This is a genomic window from Klebsiella sp. SYXHC3 (genome assembly GCF_057196925.1).
This window is the reverse complement of sequence record NZ_JBXUNG010000013.1, coordinates 81,150-96,498: the sequence shown is the minus strand read 5'-3', so window position 1 is coordinate 96,498 and position 15,349 is coordinate 81,150. Positions and strand designations below refer to the sequence as shown.

General features: G+C 59.8%; 14 protein-coding genes and 1 pseudogene. 5 read left to right on the top strand and 10 right to left on the bottom strand.

Annotated features, from left to right (window positions below; genetic code table 11):
- Window positions 1–65: 65 nt before the first annotated feature.
- From AC2CGP_RS22435 to AC2CGP_RS22405, 7 genes and pseudogenes are all read right to left on the bottom strand, one after another.
- Window positions 66–842, bottom strand: a complete 777-nt coding sequence (locus AC2CGP_RS22435) for an ABC transporter ATP-binding protein (RefSeq protein WP_126028801.1) — start codon at window positions 840–842, stop codon at window positions 66–68.
- Entirely contained in the window at window positions 836–1,831 is a 996-nt protein-coding gene (locus AC2CGP_RS22430; RefSeq protein WP_045361228.1) for an ABC transporter permease, read from the bottom strand. The genes AC2CGP_RS22435 and AC2CGP_RS22430 overlap by 7 nt, the downstream gene beginning before the upstream one ends.
- Complete coding sequence (locus AC2CGP_RS22425; RefSeq protein ID WP_126028800.1) at window positions 1,812–2,849, bottom strand: ABC transporter substrate-binding protein; 1,038 nt, start codon at window positions 2,847–2,849, stop codon at window positions 1,812–1,814. Before AC2CGP_RS22425 ends, AC2CGP_RS22430 begins: the two co-directional genes overlap by 20 nt.
- A complete protein-coding gene (locus AC2CGP_RS22420) occupies window positions 2,846–3,820 on the bottom strand; it encodes an ABC transporter substrate-binding protein (protein WP_110916262.1) in 975 nt (324 codons plus the stop codon). The genes AC2CGP_RS22425 and AC2CGP_RS22420 overlap by 4 nt, the downstream gene beginning before the upstream one ends.
- A gap of 5 nt (window positions 3,821–3,825) precedes the next feature.
- Entirely contained in the window at window positions 3,826–4,920 is a 1,095-nt protein-coding gene (locus tag AC2CGP_RS22415; protein ID WP_164518337.1) for an acyl-CoA dehydrogenase family protein, read from the bottom strand.
- Between the two features lie 46 nt (window positions 4,921–4,966).
- A pseudogene (locus tag AC2CGP_RS22410) lies at window positions 4,967–6,059 on the bottom strand (LLM class flavin-dependent oxidoreductase); the annotation flags it as partial.
- Between the two features lie 144 nt (window positions 6,060–6,203).
- Window positions 6,204–7,097 (bottom strand): LysR family transcriptional regulator, encoded by an 894-nt coding sequence (locus AC2CGP_RS22405; protein ID WP_126028797.1) that lies wholly within the window; start codon window positions 7,095–7,097, stop codon window positions 6,204–6,206.
- A gap of 107 nt (window positions 7,098–7,204) precedes the next feature.
- On the opposite strand from AC2CGP_RS22405, the gene AC2CGP_RS22400 reads away from it, so the two are divergent.
- Window positions 7,205–7,810, top strand: coding sequence for a cysteine dioxygenase family protein (locus AC2CGP_RS22400; RefSeq protein WP_015366994.1), 606 nt, complete (start codon window positions 7,205–7,207; stop codon window positions 7,808–7,810).
- Window positions 7,803–9,383: a rhodanese homology domain-containing protein gene (locus AC2CGP_RS22395; protein WP_213759704.1), complete on the top strand. Its 1,581-nt coding sequence runs from the start codon at window positions 7,803–7,805 to the stop codon at window positions 9,381–9,383. The genes AC2CGP_RS22400 and AC2CGP_RS22395 overlap by 8 nt, the downstream gene beginning before the upstream one ends.
- 54 nt (window positions 9,384–9,437) lie before the next feature.
- On the opposite strand, the gene AC2CGP_RS22390 is transcribed toward AC2CGP_RS22395, so the two are convergent.
- Both AC2CGP_RS22390 and AC2CGP_RS22385 read right to left on the bottom strand, forming a co-directional pair.
- The gene (locus AC2CGP_RS22390; RefSeq protein ID WP_180244009.1) at window positions 9,438–10,841 is read right to left on the bottom strand and encodes a CBM96 family carbohydrate-binding protein; all 1,404 of its coding nucleotides are present in this window, start codon (window positions 10,839–10,841) and stop codon (window positions 9,438–9,440) included.
- An 80-nt stretch (window positions 10,842–10,921) separates the two neighbouring features.
- Window positions 10,922–11,641 carry a purine nucleoside phosphorylase YfiH/LACC1 family protein gene (locus AC2CGP_RS22385; RefSeq protein WP_047079740.1) on the bottom strand — a complete coding sequence of 240 codons (720 nt, stop codon included), beginning with the start codon at window positions 11,639–11,641 and terminating at the stop codon, window positions 10,922–10,924.
- A gap of 136 nt (window positions 11,642–11,777) precedes the next feature.
- Between AC2CGP_RS22385 and AC2CGP_RS22380 the strand changes: the two genes are divergently transcribed.
- The 3 genes from AC2CGP_RS22380 to AC2CGP_RS22370 are packed head-to-tail and all read left to right on the top strand — an operon-like array spanning window position 11,778 to window position 14,579.
- Window positions 11,778–12,836: an ABC transporter substrate-binding protein gene (locus AC2CGP_RS22380; protein ID WP_213759705.1), complete on the top strand. Its 1,059-nt coding sequence runs from the start codon at window positions 11,778–11,780 to the stop codon at window positions 12,834–12,836.
- Entirely contained in the window at window positions 12,826–13,833 is a 1,008-nt protein-coding gene (locus AC2CGP_RS22375) for a FecCD family ABC transporter permease (protein WP_100279869.1), read from the top strand. The genes AC2CGP_RS22380 and AC2CGP_RS22375 overlap by 11 nt, the downstream gene beginning before the upstream one ends.
- Window positions 13,830–14,579 (top strand): ABC transporter ATP-binding protein, encoded by a 750-nt coding sequence (locus tag AC2CGP_RS22370; protein WP_213759706.1) that lies wholly within the window; start codon window positions 13,830–13,832, stop codon window positions 14,577–14,579. The genes AC2CGP_RS22375 and AC2CGP_RS22370 overlap by 4 nt, the downstream gene beginning before the upstream one ends.
- Here AC2CGP_RS22370 and AC2CGP_RS22365 read toward each other — a convergent pair.
- Window positions 14,563–15,306 carry a substrate-binding domain-containing protein gene (locus tag AC2CGP_RS22365; RefSeq protein ID WP_227508699.1) on the bottom strand — a complete coding sequence of 248 codons (744 nt, stop codon included), beginning with the start codon at window positions 15,304–15,306 and terminating at the stop codon, window positions 14,563–14,565. The genes AC2CGP_RS22370 and AC2CGP_RS22365 overlap by 17 nt on opposite strands.
- Window positions 15,307–15,349: the final 43 nt, after the last annotated feature.

The following is a 15,349-nucleotide window of genomic DNA, read 5'->3' as shown; positions in this document are numbered from 1 at the left end:
TTGCAAACCAATAACAGTATCGACGGTCCGTGTCATTTGTAGCCCCGATTAGCCCCGCACCTGGCTTACCAATCCTCTTCCTGGCCGAGGATACGCAAAATATCCTGCCGATGCTGCAATAACAGTGGATTGTCGCGATGGCGGGGAAACGCCAGAGGAAGCGTAAATTCAGCGATAATGCGCCCCGGCCGCGGCGACATCACCAGTACTCTCTCGCAAAGCAGCAACGCTTCTTCAATATCGTGAGTGACCAGCAGGCTGGTATAACCCTGCTGCTGCCACAGCGCAATCAGCTCGCGCTGCATGCTGATGCGGGTAAGCGAATCCAGCTTACCCAGCGGCTCATCAAGCAACAGTAAACGCGGTTCATTCAGCAACGCGCGCGCCAGCGCCGCACGCTGCGCCATCCCGCCGGAAAGCTGCCGCGGCCACGCCTCGCTGAACGCCTGCAGCCCGATGCGCGAAATCAGCGCGTCGGCCTTCGGCTCCAGCCCCTTTTTCCCCTGCGCCTGCGGCCCCAGCAGCACGTTCTGCCGCACCGTCAGCCACGGATAAAGCGTCGGGTCCTGGAAAACCAGGATCCGTTCCGGCCCCGGCCCGCCCATCTCTGCATCGTCAATCTCAATATGCCCGCTTTGCTGTGGCTCCAGCCCCGCCAGCAGGCGCAGCAGCGTCGATTTACCGCAGCCTGAGGGGCCAAGCAGGGCGACACTCTCGCCTGGGCGCAGCTGCAGGCTGATATTGTCCAGCACCGGCACCGTCTGTTTGCCCAACGTAAAAGCATGATGAAGATGACGTACCGCCACCGCCGCACCGGTCGAAATTGTCTCGGCACTTACCATTGCATCCCTCCTCGCTGCCAGCTCAGCAGCCGATCGCGAATCATAAATAGCCCGCTAATCAGGCCGGAACATAACAACGCCATCACGAATAGCGCCGCGTACATATTCGGATAGGCCGCCCAGCCCTGCGCCCACTGCAGATAAAAACCGATCCCGGATTTGACGCCGACCATTTCGGCGACAATCAGCACCGAAAACGACGCGCCAAGCCCCATAAATAAGCCGACAAACACGTTCGGCAGCGCGGCGGGGATCGCCACGCGCAGGATCAGAAATCGCTGGCTGGCTCCCAGCGTTCGCGCCACGTCATACCACGCTTTGTCGATACCGATGACCCCGGACCAGGTCAATACCGTGACCGGGAACCAGGTGCTGAGCGCAATCAAAAACACGCTGGCGCCGAAGCTGGAAGGAAAGATAAACAGGCACAGCGGCAGCAGCGCGGTGGAAGGCACCGGCCCCAGCAGGCGTAAAATTGGATGCACCCAATAGCCAATACGCTGAGACCAGCCAATCGCCAGCCCGCTGATAAACCCGCAACTGGTGCCAAGCAGCACTCCGAGCCCGAGTAGCCCCAGCGAATGCAGCAGGCTATCAAGCAGCCGCGGCCAGTCATCGTGCAGCACTTCAATCAGCGCCTGCGGCGGAGCGAAAAACGGCACCGGCAAAAACGCCGTCTTGGCCGTCAGCCCTTCCCATAGCGCGAAGAGCACCGGCAGTAGCGCCAGCCATTTTCCGGCACGCTGCAAACGCGCGCCCCGCTGGCGCCAGTAACGGTAACTCAGCGTCAGTAACAGCAGTCCGCCGCCGAGAGTGAACTGCGCCAGCGCCCACTCCTCGCTAAACGGCCAGCGCCGACCGGCATCGGGCCAGGCCTGCGTGAACAGGCCGCCCAGCAGCCATAGCGCGGCGGCAAGCCCGCCCTCCGTCCAGATCAGAGCGCCGAGCCCCGGTCGGGCGAGCGCGCGGTCAGGCGAAAACGTTGACATAAATACTCTCCGCAAACTGATGAGGATCGGTTCCCGGTTTGATGACCTGAACCCGCTGCAGATCCACGGCATACTGCGTCAGCTCTTTAACAAAAGCCTCGCCCACCGCATGATGACCGTGCCCCTGGCCGTGAAGAATGCCGCTCACCTCCGCTTCGTTAGTATTTAGCGCATGGGCGAGAAAAGATTGCGCCACGCTTTCCGGATGCGCGGCGGCATAGCTGTGGGCTTCCAGAATCGCCTGGGTAAGCGCGGCCGCCGCCGGTTTATGATCGCGCGCAAGGGCACCGCTGACGCCCAGCACGCAGCAGCTGAGATTGGCATAATCGCCGGTCATATTGCTGGCGATTAGCTGATATTTCCCGGTTTCCAGCAGACGATAGCTAAAGGGCTCGCTGCCGCTAATGGCGGCGATTTCGCGCTTATCCAACGCCACGCTGAGCAGGTCTGCCGGATAGACTTTCCACTGCACATCGCTTATCGGGTCGATGCCGTGGCGTTTCAGCAAGATGGCGAAGAAGTTTTTATCCGGCCCGGCCATATCGGTAACGCCAATGGTTTGCCCTTTCAGACTCTCCAGCGCGCCAAAAGGCGAGTTTTTGGCCGTCAGCAGATTCAGGCAACCGCCGTGCGTTCCGGCGGTAAGTTTGACGTCAAAGCCCTGCTCCAGCGCCTTCAGCCAGCGTAGCGCCATGCCTACCCCGGCGTCGGCCTTGCCGGTGGCAATCGCTTCCAGCAGAACATCCGTCGAGTTACCAAAGTTAACAAACTCAACGTCGAGGTTATATTTACTAAAAATCTTCTGCTGCTCAGCGACGGCGACCGGCGCCAGGCACACTGCGCTTTTGTTGATCGCCAGCTTGATTTTGTAAGGCTGCGCCAGACGCAGCGCCGGATGTTCATCGCCGCTCGCCATCTCCGCCATATCGTGAGCCCATAGCGGCGCAGACGCCCCGGCCAGCGCCAGACCGCCGGTAAACTGTAAGAAACGACGACGGGTAAAACGTGTGGTCATCATGGCGCCGCCTCCGCATGAACCGGCGCGACGGGCACGCTGAAGCCGTTATCAAATGTCGGCGTTACATCGAGCTTTGCGCGAATGAGGCCGTTGGCAAGATAAAAGTCTGCCGTCGACTGCTGCTGGGCGACCGTCGGCGCGTCCAGCCGCTGCCACTGCGACTGGCGGTTGGCAAACTGCGCGCGGGCGATATCCGCCGGGAAACGAATGATCTCCCCCAGCGTTTTGCCATAGCTATCGAGATTGGCGTAAGCCCAACGCTCGGCGCCGGCCAGTCGGGTAAGATAATCCTGAAGCGCCGCGCGCTTTTGCGGATCCTTCAGCGCATTATCGGTGGCGGCCAGGAAGGTATTACCCGGCAGCAGCCCTTTGCCGCTCACCAGAATCTGCCCTTCAGCGGTTTTCACCAGCTGCGTGGTATAGGGCTCCCAGGTCGCCCAGGCATCTACCGAACCGTTAAGCAGCGCGACTTTTGCATCCACCGGGCCAAGGAATACCCACTGTACTTCCTTCGGCGAAACACCCGCCTGCTCCAGCGCTTTCAGCGCCACAAAATGGCCAATCGATCCTTTCCCGGTGGCAATGCGTTTACCTTTTAAATCCGCAGCGCTTTTTAAAGCGCTGCCGGGAGGTACCAATACAGCGGTCCCCGCCGGGTTGCTCTTATCGACGGCAATCGCTTTTACCGGCGCGCCGTTCGCCAGCGCGAACAACAGCGGCGCATCGCCGATAATCCCCACGTCAACCGCGCCAGCGTTGAGCGCTTCAGCCAGCGGCGCGGCGGCAGGAAACTCGGCCCATTTAATATCGTAAGCGAGGTTTTGCAAGGCGTTAGCGGCCTCCAGTTGTGACCGCATGCCGCCTTTTTGATCGGCAATTCTAAGTGTGATTCTTTCCTGAGCTGCAACATAGCTGCTCAGCGTCAATAGCATTAGCGCCCCGGCTATGCGGGTAAAATGGGGTATGCGCATCTGAATTATCCTTGTTGTTGAAAAGCGTGTTTACCCGCCGCCTGCCACGCGCTGTCGTTCTGCGGCGTATGTACCCGCCCGCACAGGACGTTGCGATAGTGGCGTTCCAGAGGATGTTGCCGGCTTAAACCATGATTGCCGGTGAGTTCAAGCGCCAGGTTGACCGTCTGAATGGCGTTGTCGGTGACAGTGACTTTCGCCAGATTGGCCTCAATAACGGAAAAGCCGAGCTTCGCGGCATTCTCCAGCAGCGCGCGGTTAACCAGCAGCAGCCCTTCGATCTGCCCCACTTTTTCCTGTACCCGCGGCAGGCTGGAAAGCGCTTGCCCAAGATTGCCGGGGACCCGCGGGCCGAGCCACACGACAAGCCAGTCGCGCGCCGCACGGGCCACGCTATCGTAAATCGCCGCCAGTAGCGCCGTATGACGGTTGGCAAACAGACGAAACTGTTCGGCGTCCGGCGCGGGCGGCTCGTCGGTGGGCCAAACGTCTACCGCGTGCCCGGCGGACACCTGCACGTTTTTCAGCACCACCTCGTGACTGCCGGTGGCCCGCATGCCGAGGTGATCCCAGCTTTTCACCACGCTGATGCCCTCGCTGTCGGCAGGAACCAGCCAGCTACCGACCAGCGGCGGGTTGTCGTCGCTGCGCGCCCACAGCGCCAGCCAGCTCAATCCTTCGATACCGGTGGTATAAATTTTGTGGCCGTTAATCAGCCAGCCCCGGCTGTTACGGCTGGCTATCGTTTGCGGCAGGCCGCCGCGCGCCGGAGAGCCCAGATCCGGTTCGACGCGCAGGCTATTGATCAACCCGCCGTTTGTGAGCGCATCATCAAATACGCGCTGGCGTAGCGGCTCTGCCCAGTGCGTATTTTCCGCCAGCCGCAGATGATGCAGATACTGCATGCAGACAATCAGCGCGGTTGCCGGTTCGCCCCAGGCGATGGCGGCGATAGCCTGTTGCAGCTCGGCTAAACTGGCACCAGGTCCGCCGTACTGCTGCGGTACGGCAAGGCTTAAAAATCCGCGTCGGCGCAGAACGTCAATATTGCGACGGGGAAAATCGCCGCTGGCATCAAGGCTGGCCGCCTCTTCCGCCATCAGTTGGCGGATCTCGGCAAGCTGCCGTGGCCAATCTGCGATTGGGCGATGACTCACGATGCACGCTCCGCCACGGCGCGCAGCGCGGCTTTTTCGCGGGTAATCGGCAGCAGCGCTTTGCCATACTCCTGCGCATCGTTCAGCGGATCGAATCCGCGGATCAGGAAGTTACGCACGCCGAGGTCGTAGTAGTCGAGCAGCGCATCGGCAACCTGCTCCGGCGTACCGACCAGCGCGGTGGAGTTGTGGCCGCCGCCCACCAGCTGCGCGATGCCGGTCCACAGGCGTTTATCCACCACTTTGCCCTGCGCCGCCGTAGCCCGCAGACGCTGCGCGCCAACGCTATCGGGCTTGGCTTTAAAGCCCCCGTCGTTCTGCGCCGCCCGCTCGGTGGCGACATGCAGAATATGCTCGGCCTTCTCCCAGGCTTCCGCTTCGCTATCGGCGATAATCGGCCGGAACGACACGCTGAAACCGATCTCGCGCTGATGTTTTGCCGCTTCGGCCCGTACCCGCTGGATAGTTTCCGCAGTCTGCGCCAGCGACTCCCCCCATAGCGCGAAGACGTTAGCGTGTTTACCGGCAACCGTAATTGCCGCCTCCGACGAGCCACCGAAATAGAGGGGAATATGCGGTTTCTGCAGCGTGCGAATCGCCGACCAGGCCTGTTGCGCCTGATAAAAATCATTGTCGATGTCCACCGGCTGTTCGGCGGTCCAGACTTTGCGGATGGTATCGAGGAAGGCGTCGGTGCGCGCATAGCGCTGGTCGTGGTCGAGATAATCGCCGTCACGGCGCTGCTCGGCATCATTGCCGCCGCTGATAATATGTACCGCCAGCCGGCCGCCAAGCAGATGTTCAAGAGTGGCAAATTTACGCGCGGCGAGAGTTGGCGAGACAAAACCGGGGCGGTGCGCCAGCAGGAAAGCTATCTTTTGTGTCGACAACCCCGCCAGCGCGGTCACCAAAAAGCCGTCGGGTTGATCGGACCAATGCCCCACCAGCAGACGGTCAAACCCCGCGGCTTCATGTGTTTGCGCGAAGCGCACAATATAATCACGGTCAAAAATCGGCCCTACCGGGGCGATGGTTTCTGACGACAGGCGGTGGCCGATCATGCCGAGAAACTGAATGCTCATACAGAACTCCTGGTAGCAAGGTAATGAATGGGCCGCGGCGGCGGCGCGTTTTCATTACCCTATACACAGGCACTTAATGATCGAAATGCATTTTTATCATAACTTAATATGCAGAATAAGCATTTAAAAATTTATAGATATCTTTCAATCAGATGCGTTAAGTTGCTGCACAATTTTTCCGGCAAAAAAAGTCAGCGGCTGGCTCAGATTAGCCAGATTCTGCGCGTTTACCAGCCACAGATGCACTTCCGGCTGAAAATCCGCGAGCGCAAGCGTGGTCACTTCATCGCGCCACGGGCTGGCGGCCAGCGCGGCGCGAGGCACCAGTCCAAGCCCCAGCCCCTGCGCCACCAGGCTGATTTGCAGCTGGGCGCCGGCGGTCTCGACGTTCAGCGCAAGCCGCAGCCCCTGCGATTGCAGTTCGCGGATTAGCCCGGCCCGCAGGCCGCAGCCGTCGGGATTCAGTACCCAGCCTCGCTGCGCACAGTCGCGCAGCGCCCCGGCGTGCAGTCGCCAGCTTTTCGCCGCGATGACCACGATATCCAGCGGACACAGCAGCCTTCCGCTGTAGCCGTCAGCAAAGCGCTGCTGTTGTGGTCCCATCGCCAGCACGCCATCCAGTTCGACGCTCTCCAGCCGTTTTTGCAGCAGCCCGCTCCAGCCGCAGGTCACCTGCGGCTCCAGGGCCGGGAACTGCTGGCGTAGCGCGCTCAGCGCCGGCTGGAGGGCGATTTCCGCCACGCTCTGCGGCACGCCGAGACGCAGAACGCCCTGCGGCTCCGCCTCCGGATCGAGCAGCCCGTACAGCTTTTTGGTTTCCCGCTTGATGCTCAGGCACTGCTCATACACCCGATGTCCGGCGGCGGTGAGCGTCAGGGGCCGGGTCTGGCGCTCCAGCAGCGTCACATTGAGGGTTTGCTCCAGACGCTGGAGCCGACGGGTAATCGCCGATTGGGTAATGCCAAGGTATTCCGCCGCCTGATTCAGAGAGGAAAACTGCACGGTAGCCAGCAGAGCATCAATGTCATCGATACGCATACAATCCTTAATGTGATTTTTGCATATTAATATATGCGGAAATTGCATTTTAATTATATTAACGCCTTTGCTAGCGTAATGACCAGTCCCGACAACAGGAAATCACCATGACCGCACCGCGAGTGGAAAAATTACGCCAGTTCATTCAAGACCTTGATGCCCTGCATCGCCAGTTTACCGATGAGGCCACCCTACTCGACGCCGTCGCCGTGCGCCTGGCTTCGCTGGTGCAAAAAGACGACTGGTTGCCGGAAGAGTACACCCTGCCGCATCCCCACCACTATCAGCAGTATTTGCTGCATGCCGATTCCGGCCAACGTTTTTCGATTGTCAGCTTCGTCTGGGGGCCGGGGCAATCGACGCCGATTCATGACCATCGGGTATGGGGAGCCATCGGTATGTTGCGCGGCGCGGAGGAGAACCAGCGCTACCGACTCGACGAACGCGGTTTGCCGATCGCCACTGGCCCTGCTGAACGGCTTTCTCCCGGCAAGGTAGAAAAAGTCTCATCCCGCGATGGCGATATTCATCGGGTGAGTAACGCGCTCGCTGACCACGTCTCAATCAGTATTCACGTCTACGGCGCTAACATCGGCGGCGTCAGGCGTGCGGTTTATACCGCGGATGGGATCGCCAAACCTTTCGTCTCCGGTTACTCCAACCGTCACTTGCCCAATATCTGGGATCTCTCAAAGGATAATGAATATGCCTGACTACAATTATCGCCAGCCAGCCGAGGTACGCCAGGCGCTAATCGATGGCGCAGAAGTGGCGCTCATCGATGTTCGCGAAGAGGCCGTATTTGCCACTCACCATCCGCTGTTTGCCGCTAATTTGCCGCTCAGCAAGCTGGAGCTGGAGATTTTTCGCCGCGTGCCGCGCCTGACGACGCCGATTACCCTCTACGATAACGGCGAAGGTCTCGCGGAGCAGGCCCTTGAACGGCTGCAACGCTGGGGCTATCAGGATGTCGCGCTACTGGCAGGCGGCCTGACGGGCTGGCAGCGCAGTGGCGGCGAGCTCTTTCAGGACGTTAACTCACCGAGCAAAGCGTTCGGCGAGCTGGTAGAGAGCGAGCGCCAGACGCCCTCGTTGAACGCCGAGGAAGTGAAGGCGCTGATCGAGGGTCCCCAGCCGGTCGTGGTGGTCGACGCGCGGCGTTTCGATGAGTATCAAACGATGAATATTCCCGGCAGCATCAGCGTGCCCGGCGGGGAGCTGGCGTTACGCATCGAAGGCCTGCTGCCGTCGGCGCAAACGACAGTGATCGTTAACTGCGCCGGTCGTACCCGCAGCATTGTCGGTACCCAATCGCTGCGCAATGCCGGCTTAGCTAATCCGGTATACGCACTGCGCAACGGTACCATCGGCTGGACCTTAGCCGGACTGGAACTCGAGCACGGCCAACAGCGTCGCTACGACACCGATTTCCGCGCCTCAGCGCAACGCGTAGCTGCGGTGACGCAGTTGGCCGAGCGCGCTGGCGTGGCCTTCATTGATGCCCCGACTTTAGCCCGCTGGCAACAGCAGCCGAGCCGCACCACCTATCTGTTTGATGTTCGCAGCCCCGAGGAGTATGCCGCAGGCCATCTGCCGCACAGCGTGAATGCCCCCGGCGGCCAGCTGGTGCAGGAAACCGATCATTATGCCAGCGTACGCGGAGCGCGGATTGTGCTGGTCTCCGACGATGAGATACGCGCGCCAATCGCGGCGTCCTGGCTGGCGCAAATGGGCTGGGAAGTGGCGGTATTACGCGATGTCCGCGTGGAGCAATTGAGCGAACGCGGCGTTCCGCCCGCCAGCGTACCGCCGGCGCCGCAGGCTGAGGAGATAACCCCAGCGCAGTTAGCGGAACAATTGCGCGAACCCGGCACCGTGGTACTGGATTTCACCACCAGCGCTAACTATGTCGCACGGCATATCCCCGGTGCCTGGTGGCTGGCGCGTTCACAGCTGCGTCAGGCGCTTGAGCTCATCCCTTCCGCAAAACGTTACGTTGTCACCTGCGGCAGCAGTCTGCTGGCCCGCTATGCCGTACCTGAAGTCGCGGCATTGACCGGTAAGCCGGTACAACTATTAAGCGGCGGGACGCTGGCGTGGATTGATGCCGGGCTGGCGCTGGAACAGGGCGAGACGCATCTGGCAACGCCGCGCGGCGATCGCTATCGACGGCCTTATGAAGGAACCGATAACTCCGCTGAGGCAATGCAGGCTTATCTCGACTGGGAGTATGGCCTGGTGGAACAATTAGCGCGCGATGGTACCCACGGCTTTAAAGTGTTGTAAGTCACAAACCCGGTGGCGACACGGCCACCGGGAATAGCTTACCTTTATTGGAAATTAAATTTCCGGGGTGGTTTTAAAGCCAACCAGCATCAGGATCGGCTGCTTCTGCGCCGCTGCGGCGTCAAACTGATAGTGGTTGCCCTGACGGTCGCCGCCGATGTACCAGGAGATCTCGGTTTTCCCTTCCGCCAGCGCCTTACGCACCGCTTTATCGATATCCACCATCCGATACTCACGAGATGAATTGAGATACAGTTGAGCATCAGAGTTGTAGCTGCAGGTCGGGCGATGCTTCCAGGTCACGCTCGCCGCGCTCCAGTCATTACTGGCCGGGTAGAAGAAGATCTGGTCCGCGCCGTTAGTTTCCACTTTGCCGCCGTACAGACGCAGGCGATATTTAAACAGCGACGCATCCTGATCTTTCGGCAGCGCCGGGATTTTAAACTTCACCAGGGTCAGGGTTTCCGGGTTGCTGGTACGGCCACCGTTCTTCCAGTTATCGGAAATCTGCAGCGCTCCAGGCGCCCCGAAGTTAACATTCGGCTGCGCGCTCTCGACCACCGCGTTTTCTTCCGCCAGCGAGAAGCTATAAGGCACGTTGGTCCCGCAATCCATGCCTTCATTCATACAGTGTTCGGTCATGAAGTGCGCGCCCTCGACCGTCCAGCCGTTCATGAAATCAGCATGGGCAGTATAGATGCTGCCCCACTTCTCTTCACGTTTATCGCCCTTCATAACCGGGTCCATCGACAGCTCAATTTTCGCCGTGTCCAGTGATTTAATCTGCGGCAGCACGTAGGCGATATTCATATTAACCGTCGGGATTTTTACCGGATAGTCGGCCGGGCAGGCACCGTTGACATCATAGGCGGCGTTGCTGTGACCGTGGCTCGGCTTCAGGTTGACGCCATCCCAGCAGTTGGGGAACTGAATACCGATATTAAACTGCACCGCGTCGCCCGCTTTACGTAGGCCGCAAACCTCACCTGCCTTGTTGCTATAGCCTTTACCGTTAGCGCACAGGAAGGTTATCCGTGAGCTCGGCGCAGTGCCGTGGTGGTCGCCAGCCAGCAGCTCTAACCCCGACGGGAAAGGATGCAGCGGATACTGTTCGACTTTGGTCGCCTGGTAATAGGTTTTCTGATAAGCCGGAGTGACAATTTGTCCATCCGGCAACTTCATTGACGGCGCCCAATAGGCAGAACTATCGGCCTTGTTATCACAGGTGGTTTCCGGCTGCGCGCGCAGGGTTTGATAAGTTGAGACCGCGTCGGTGTGGGTATTGCCGAAGAAATCATGCCACATCGCCTGGTTTGGCATACCGAACATCATAATCGCGTCGTCGCCAAGAGTGTGGCTGTAACCGCATACCGCCTGGGCTTGCGGTCCTGCATGGGCGGAAAAAGCGCTGGCGGCCAGCAGCGGGGTCAGGGCCAGTACAACTGAGTTAGCTTTCATTTTACGATCCTCCTTGTTTGAAGGACCGTAGAGATAGCAAGCGTGCGCCAATGTTACACATCAGCAAACATCATTTTATCTCATTCGCGCATAATCCATGAATACTGGAAGGTTTTCGCCGCCGGAAAATGGGTGCGCCGACGGTACGAGCCGAGCGCCTGCGGCGTGCAGTAGGTACAGCTTCCCAGCCATTCGGTATTTTCCGCCGCCACCCCGGCCTGTTGCAGCACCCGCTGCGCCAGCGCGCGGAGATCGAACCACAGATTATCGTTCCCGGTCGCCTGCGCTTGCCTGGTTTCTGGCGGGGCGAGGCGCTGATGAAACAGCTCGTCATTGTACCGTTTTGCCAGCTTGCCCGCCGGCATGGTCAACAGCAACTGATAAAACTCGGCCGAAACCTCATAGCAGCAGGCGTGAATATGCGGCCCGCAGACCACCACAACGTCTTCTATTGCCACATGATGCTGGCGAAATAGCGCCAGGCTGTTTTCGATAATGCCGCTGGCCGCTCCTCGCCAGCCGGCATGCACGCTGCAAACATAGCGCCCATCCCGCGAGGCCATTAACAGCGGTAAACAGTCGGCGGTGACGACGCCGACCTTTTGCCCACGCAGAGCCGTAAATACAGCATCGGCATGCGGCCGCTCTGCCTGCGGCCCCTGATAATGATGAACAACATTGCCGTGCACCAGCTTAACCGGCGCCATTTCGCTGTACGGAAAAGCGGCGGTTTCGTGCACATCGAGAAAAGCGTAACGAATACCGGGGATATCACTTAATAAGCGGGATGGATAAGACATAACGGCGCATGAATGGATTGGTGGTGGATTTACCGTAGGTCAAAGCCGCTCGATACGCAAGATGTGGATGCTTTGTTCCCGGCATCGCTATATAATTTAATATATATCGCTTATTCTTATCCAACCGGGTTAATCCATGTCACCACACCGTTTACTTTTGGCGCTAACGTTGTTCAGCGCCAGCCTGTTCACCAGCCAGGCCTTTGCCGACCGCACCGTCACCGACCAACTAGGCCGCCAGGTTACGCTGCCGGACCACATCACCCGCGCGGTCGTCCTGCAGCACCAGACGCTAAATCTCCTGGTCCAGTTGAATGCCGGCGACGATATCGTCGGCGTGTTAAGCAGCTGGAAAAAACAGCTCGGGCCGCAGTTTGTCCGCTTTATGCCCGCTATTGAAAATCTGCCGACGCCGGGCGATTTAACTCAGGTCAATATCGAAAGCCTGCTGGCGCTGCATCCGCAGGTGGTGTTCGTCGCCAATTACGCGCCGCAGGCGATGATCCAGCAGATCCAAAACGCCGGGGTTCCGGTCGTCGCGATATCCCTGCGTCAGGACGCGGCGGGCGAGAAAAACAAAATGAACCCGACAATGGCCAATGAAGAGCAGGCCTATAACGACGGGCTTAAACAGGGGATCCGCCTGATTGGCGAAGTCGTCGAACGCCAAAGCCAGGCCGAAGCGCTGATTGATTACACCTTCGCGGCACGGGCAGAAGCTAACGCCCCGGTCGCCGGTATCCCTGACAGCCAGCGGGTGCGCGTGTATATGGCCAATCCAGATCTCAACACTTACGGCTCCGACAAATATACCGGGCTGATGATGAAACATGCCGGGGCGCTGAACGTTGCGGCCGCGACGGTTAAGGGTGCCCGTCAGGTCTCGCTGGAACAGGTTCTGCAGTGGAACCCTGAGGTGATCTTCGTCCAGGACCGCTATCCGCAGGTGGTCAAACAGATTGAAAACGACCCGCAATGGCAAGCGATAGACGCGGTGAAAAACCACCGGGTATGGCTGATGCCGGAATACGCCAAGGCCTGGGGCTACCCAATGCCGGAAGCGCTGGCGATAGGCGAACTGTGGATGGCGAAAAAGCTCTATCCTTCCCGCTACCGGAACGTCGATGTCGATGCGAAAGCGCAGGATTACTATCAACGCTTCTACCGCGTGAAATGGACGCCGAATGCGCAGTAACCTTCACTGGGCCCTGCTGCACGGCGGACTGGCGGCGGCGACGTTGTTTATCGCTATCGCTTCGCTATGCCTGGGGCAGTACCACCTCAGCCTGAATGAGGTCTTTCATGAGCTTACGCATGGCGCGCCCGATAGCGGCATCGCCGGGCAGATAGTCTGGTCAGTCAGGCTTCCCAGGGTAGCGATGGCGCTGCTGGCCGGCGGCTCGCTGGGGCTATGCGGCGCGACTTTACAAGGCGTATTCCACAACCCGCTGGTCGACCCGCATATCATCGGCGTGACCTCCGGCTCCGCCTTCGGCGGCACACTGGCGATCCTGCTGGGTTTTGACATCATATCGATGATGGGGTGTACCTTCTTCTTCGGCCTCGCCGCGCTGGCGTTGGTTTATCTGATTGCCAGGCTGCAAGGGCGTGAAAACACGCTAGCGCTGATCCTTTCCGGCATTATTCTCAGCGGTTTCTTTGCCGCGCTGGTCAGCCTGATGCAGTACCTTGCCGACACGGAAGAAACCCTGCCGAATATCGTTTTCTGGCTGCTCGGCAGCTTTGCCACTGCTAACTGGCATAAAGTACTGTCCATGGCGCTGCCGGTCGCCGTCGCCGCCGTTATCCTGCTAAAGCTGCGCTGGCGTATCAACCTGCTGGCGCTGGATGATAAAGATGCGCGCGGTCTTGGCGTTTCGGTGACCACATTGCGCCGCGGAGTGTTGGTTTGCTGCGCGGTGCTGGTCGCCGCCCAGGTCGCGGTCAGCGGCAGCATCGCCTGGGTTGGGCTGGTGATTCCGCATCTGGCGCGACTGCTGGTCGGCGCCGATCACCGCCGCCTGCTGCCAACGGCATTCTGGCTCGGCGGCGCGTTTATGGTGGTGGTGGACGACCTGGCGCGCACCTTAACCCAGGTGGAGATTCCGATTGGCATTATTACCGCCCTGCTCGGCGCGCCGCTGTTTACCCTTTTACTCATTCGGTCCCAACGCCGCGGAGTGGCCCAATGAACATTTCATTATCACTGGACGCCCTGCGCTATGGTCATCGTCAGCCGCTCTTCTCCCCGCTGTCAATGCAGTGCCGTCACGGGCAAATCTGGGCGATACTGGGCGCCAACGGTCGCGGCAAAAGTACGCTACTGGATACCCTGACCGGCGTCCTGCCGCCGCTCGGCGGGCAGTTTAACGTAGAAGGCGGCATCGCCATCGTGCCGCAATCGTTCCGCCCGGCGTTTGGCTGGCGGGTACGGGATGTGGTGCTGATGGGCCGCGCGCGACTCGTCGATCTGTTCGCGCAGCCGGGGCCGGAAGATGAGCGGGAGGTTCAACAGGCGCTGGCGCTGCTGGGGATCGCCGCGCTGGCCAATCGGCTTTTTCGCGCCCTGTCCGGCGGCCAGCAGCAGTTGGTGCTCATTGCCCGCGCGCTGGTCGGCGCCAGTCAAAATATTCTGTTAGACGAACCCTGTTCGGCGCTGGATCTGGCTAATCAACAGGTTGTATTACAGCTGATTAGCAATCTTGCTCATCGGCAGAGGCGCACCGTGGTATTCACCACCCATGACCCGACTCATGCTCTGCAGATAGCCAGCCACACCCTGCTGCTGTTGCCCGGCGGCGAATGGCTGGCGGGAGAGTCGTTCGCGGTACTCAGCGAAGCGAACCTGCAGCGTGCCTACGGCCTGCCGGTTCACAAAATCGACCATCCCGGTAGCGCAGTGCCATTACTGGTGCCGCAGTTTACGATCCATCGCTAACGGTCAAAAATCCTGCCGCGCGCAGAAAATTCTGCCCTTCCTCAGCGGTGATAAAGCGCCGTAGCTGCCGCGCGGCGGCGCTCTCCTCAATTTCCGCCAGCTGATATTCGCAGCGAATATTCCACGGCTCGGGAATGAGTAATGTGCGAAACTGCGCGCTCTCCGTCATCTGAACCGCATAGTGGGCGTAGCCGATAAACAGATCGGCAAAGTCTTCGCCAATTAGCCATGCCCCTGCGGTAGCGCCCGACGGTACAGTGAGCGACGCCCGACCGCCGACCAGCTGCTGCGCCCGGGCCATCAACGTCCGTCCGAGGCCCGGATAGCTGGCCTCAAGACGGGCAAAAAGCTGCCAGGTGTAATCGCCGGAAGGATCGCAGCCCGGCGTCGAGGTCGCCAGCCGCAGCCGAGAATCGTGCAGTAACGCCAGCCAGTCAGCGCGATCGGTATCAGGCGTGCGGCGCACGGTCAGCATCAGTCGGTTAGCGGCAAACGAACAGCATTTTATCGCAAGCCCAGCCTGCAGCAGCGCCTGAGGGTGTTCGGTATTCGCACAGGCGAACAGCGAGCAGCGTTCGCCGCCTTCAATGCGTTCGCGCAGCAGACCGGCCGGGCCGAACTGCGCCTCGACCAGAATGCCGCTAAGCTGCTGAAATCGCGCCAGCAGCGGGAGGAAAGCGCTTTTCAGGCTTCCCGCCGCCAGCAGGGTCAATGAAGTGGTCATCACAACAATCGCTATAAAGATGAGAATATAGCGCTAGGGTAACGCC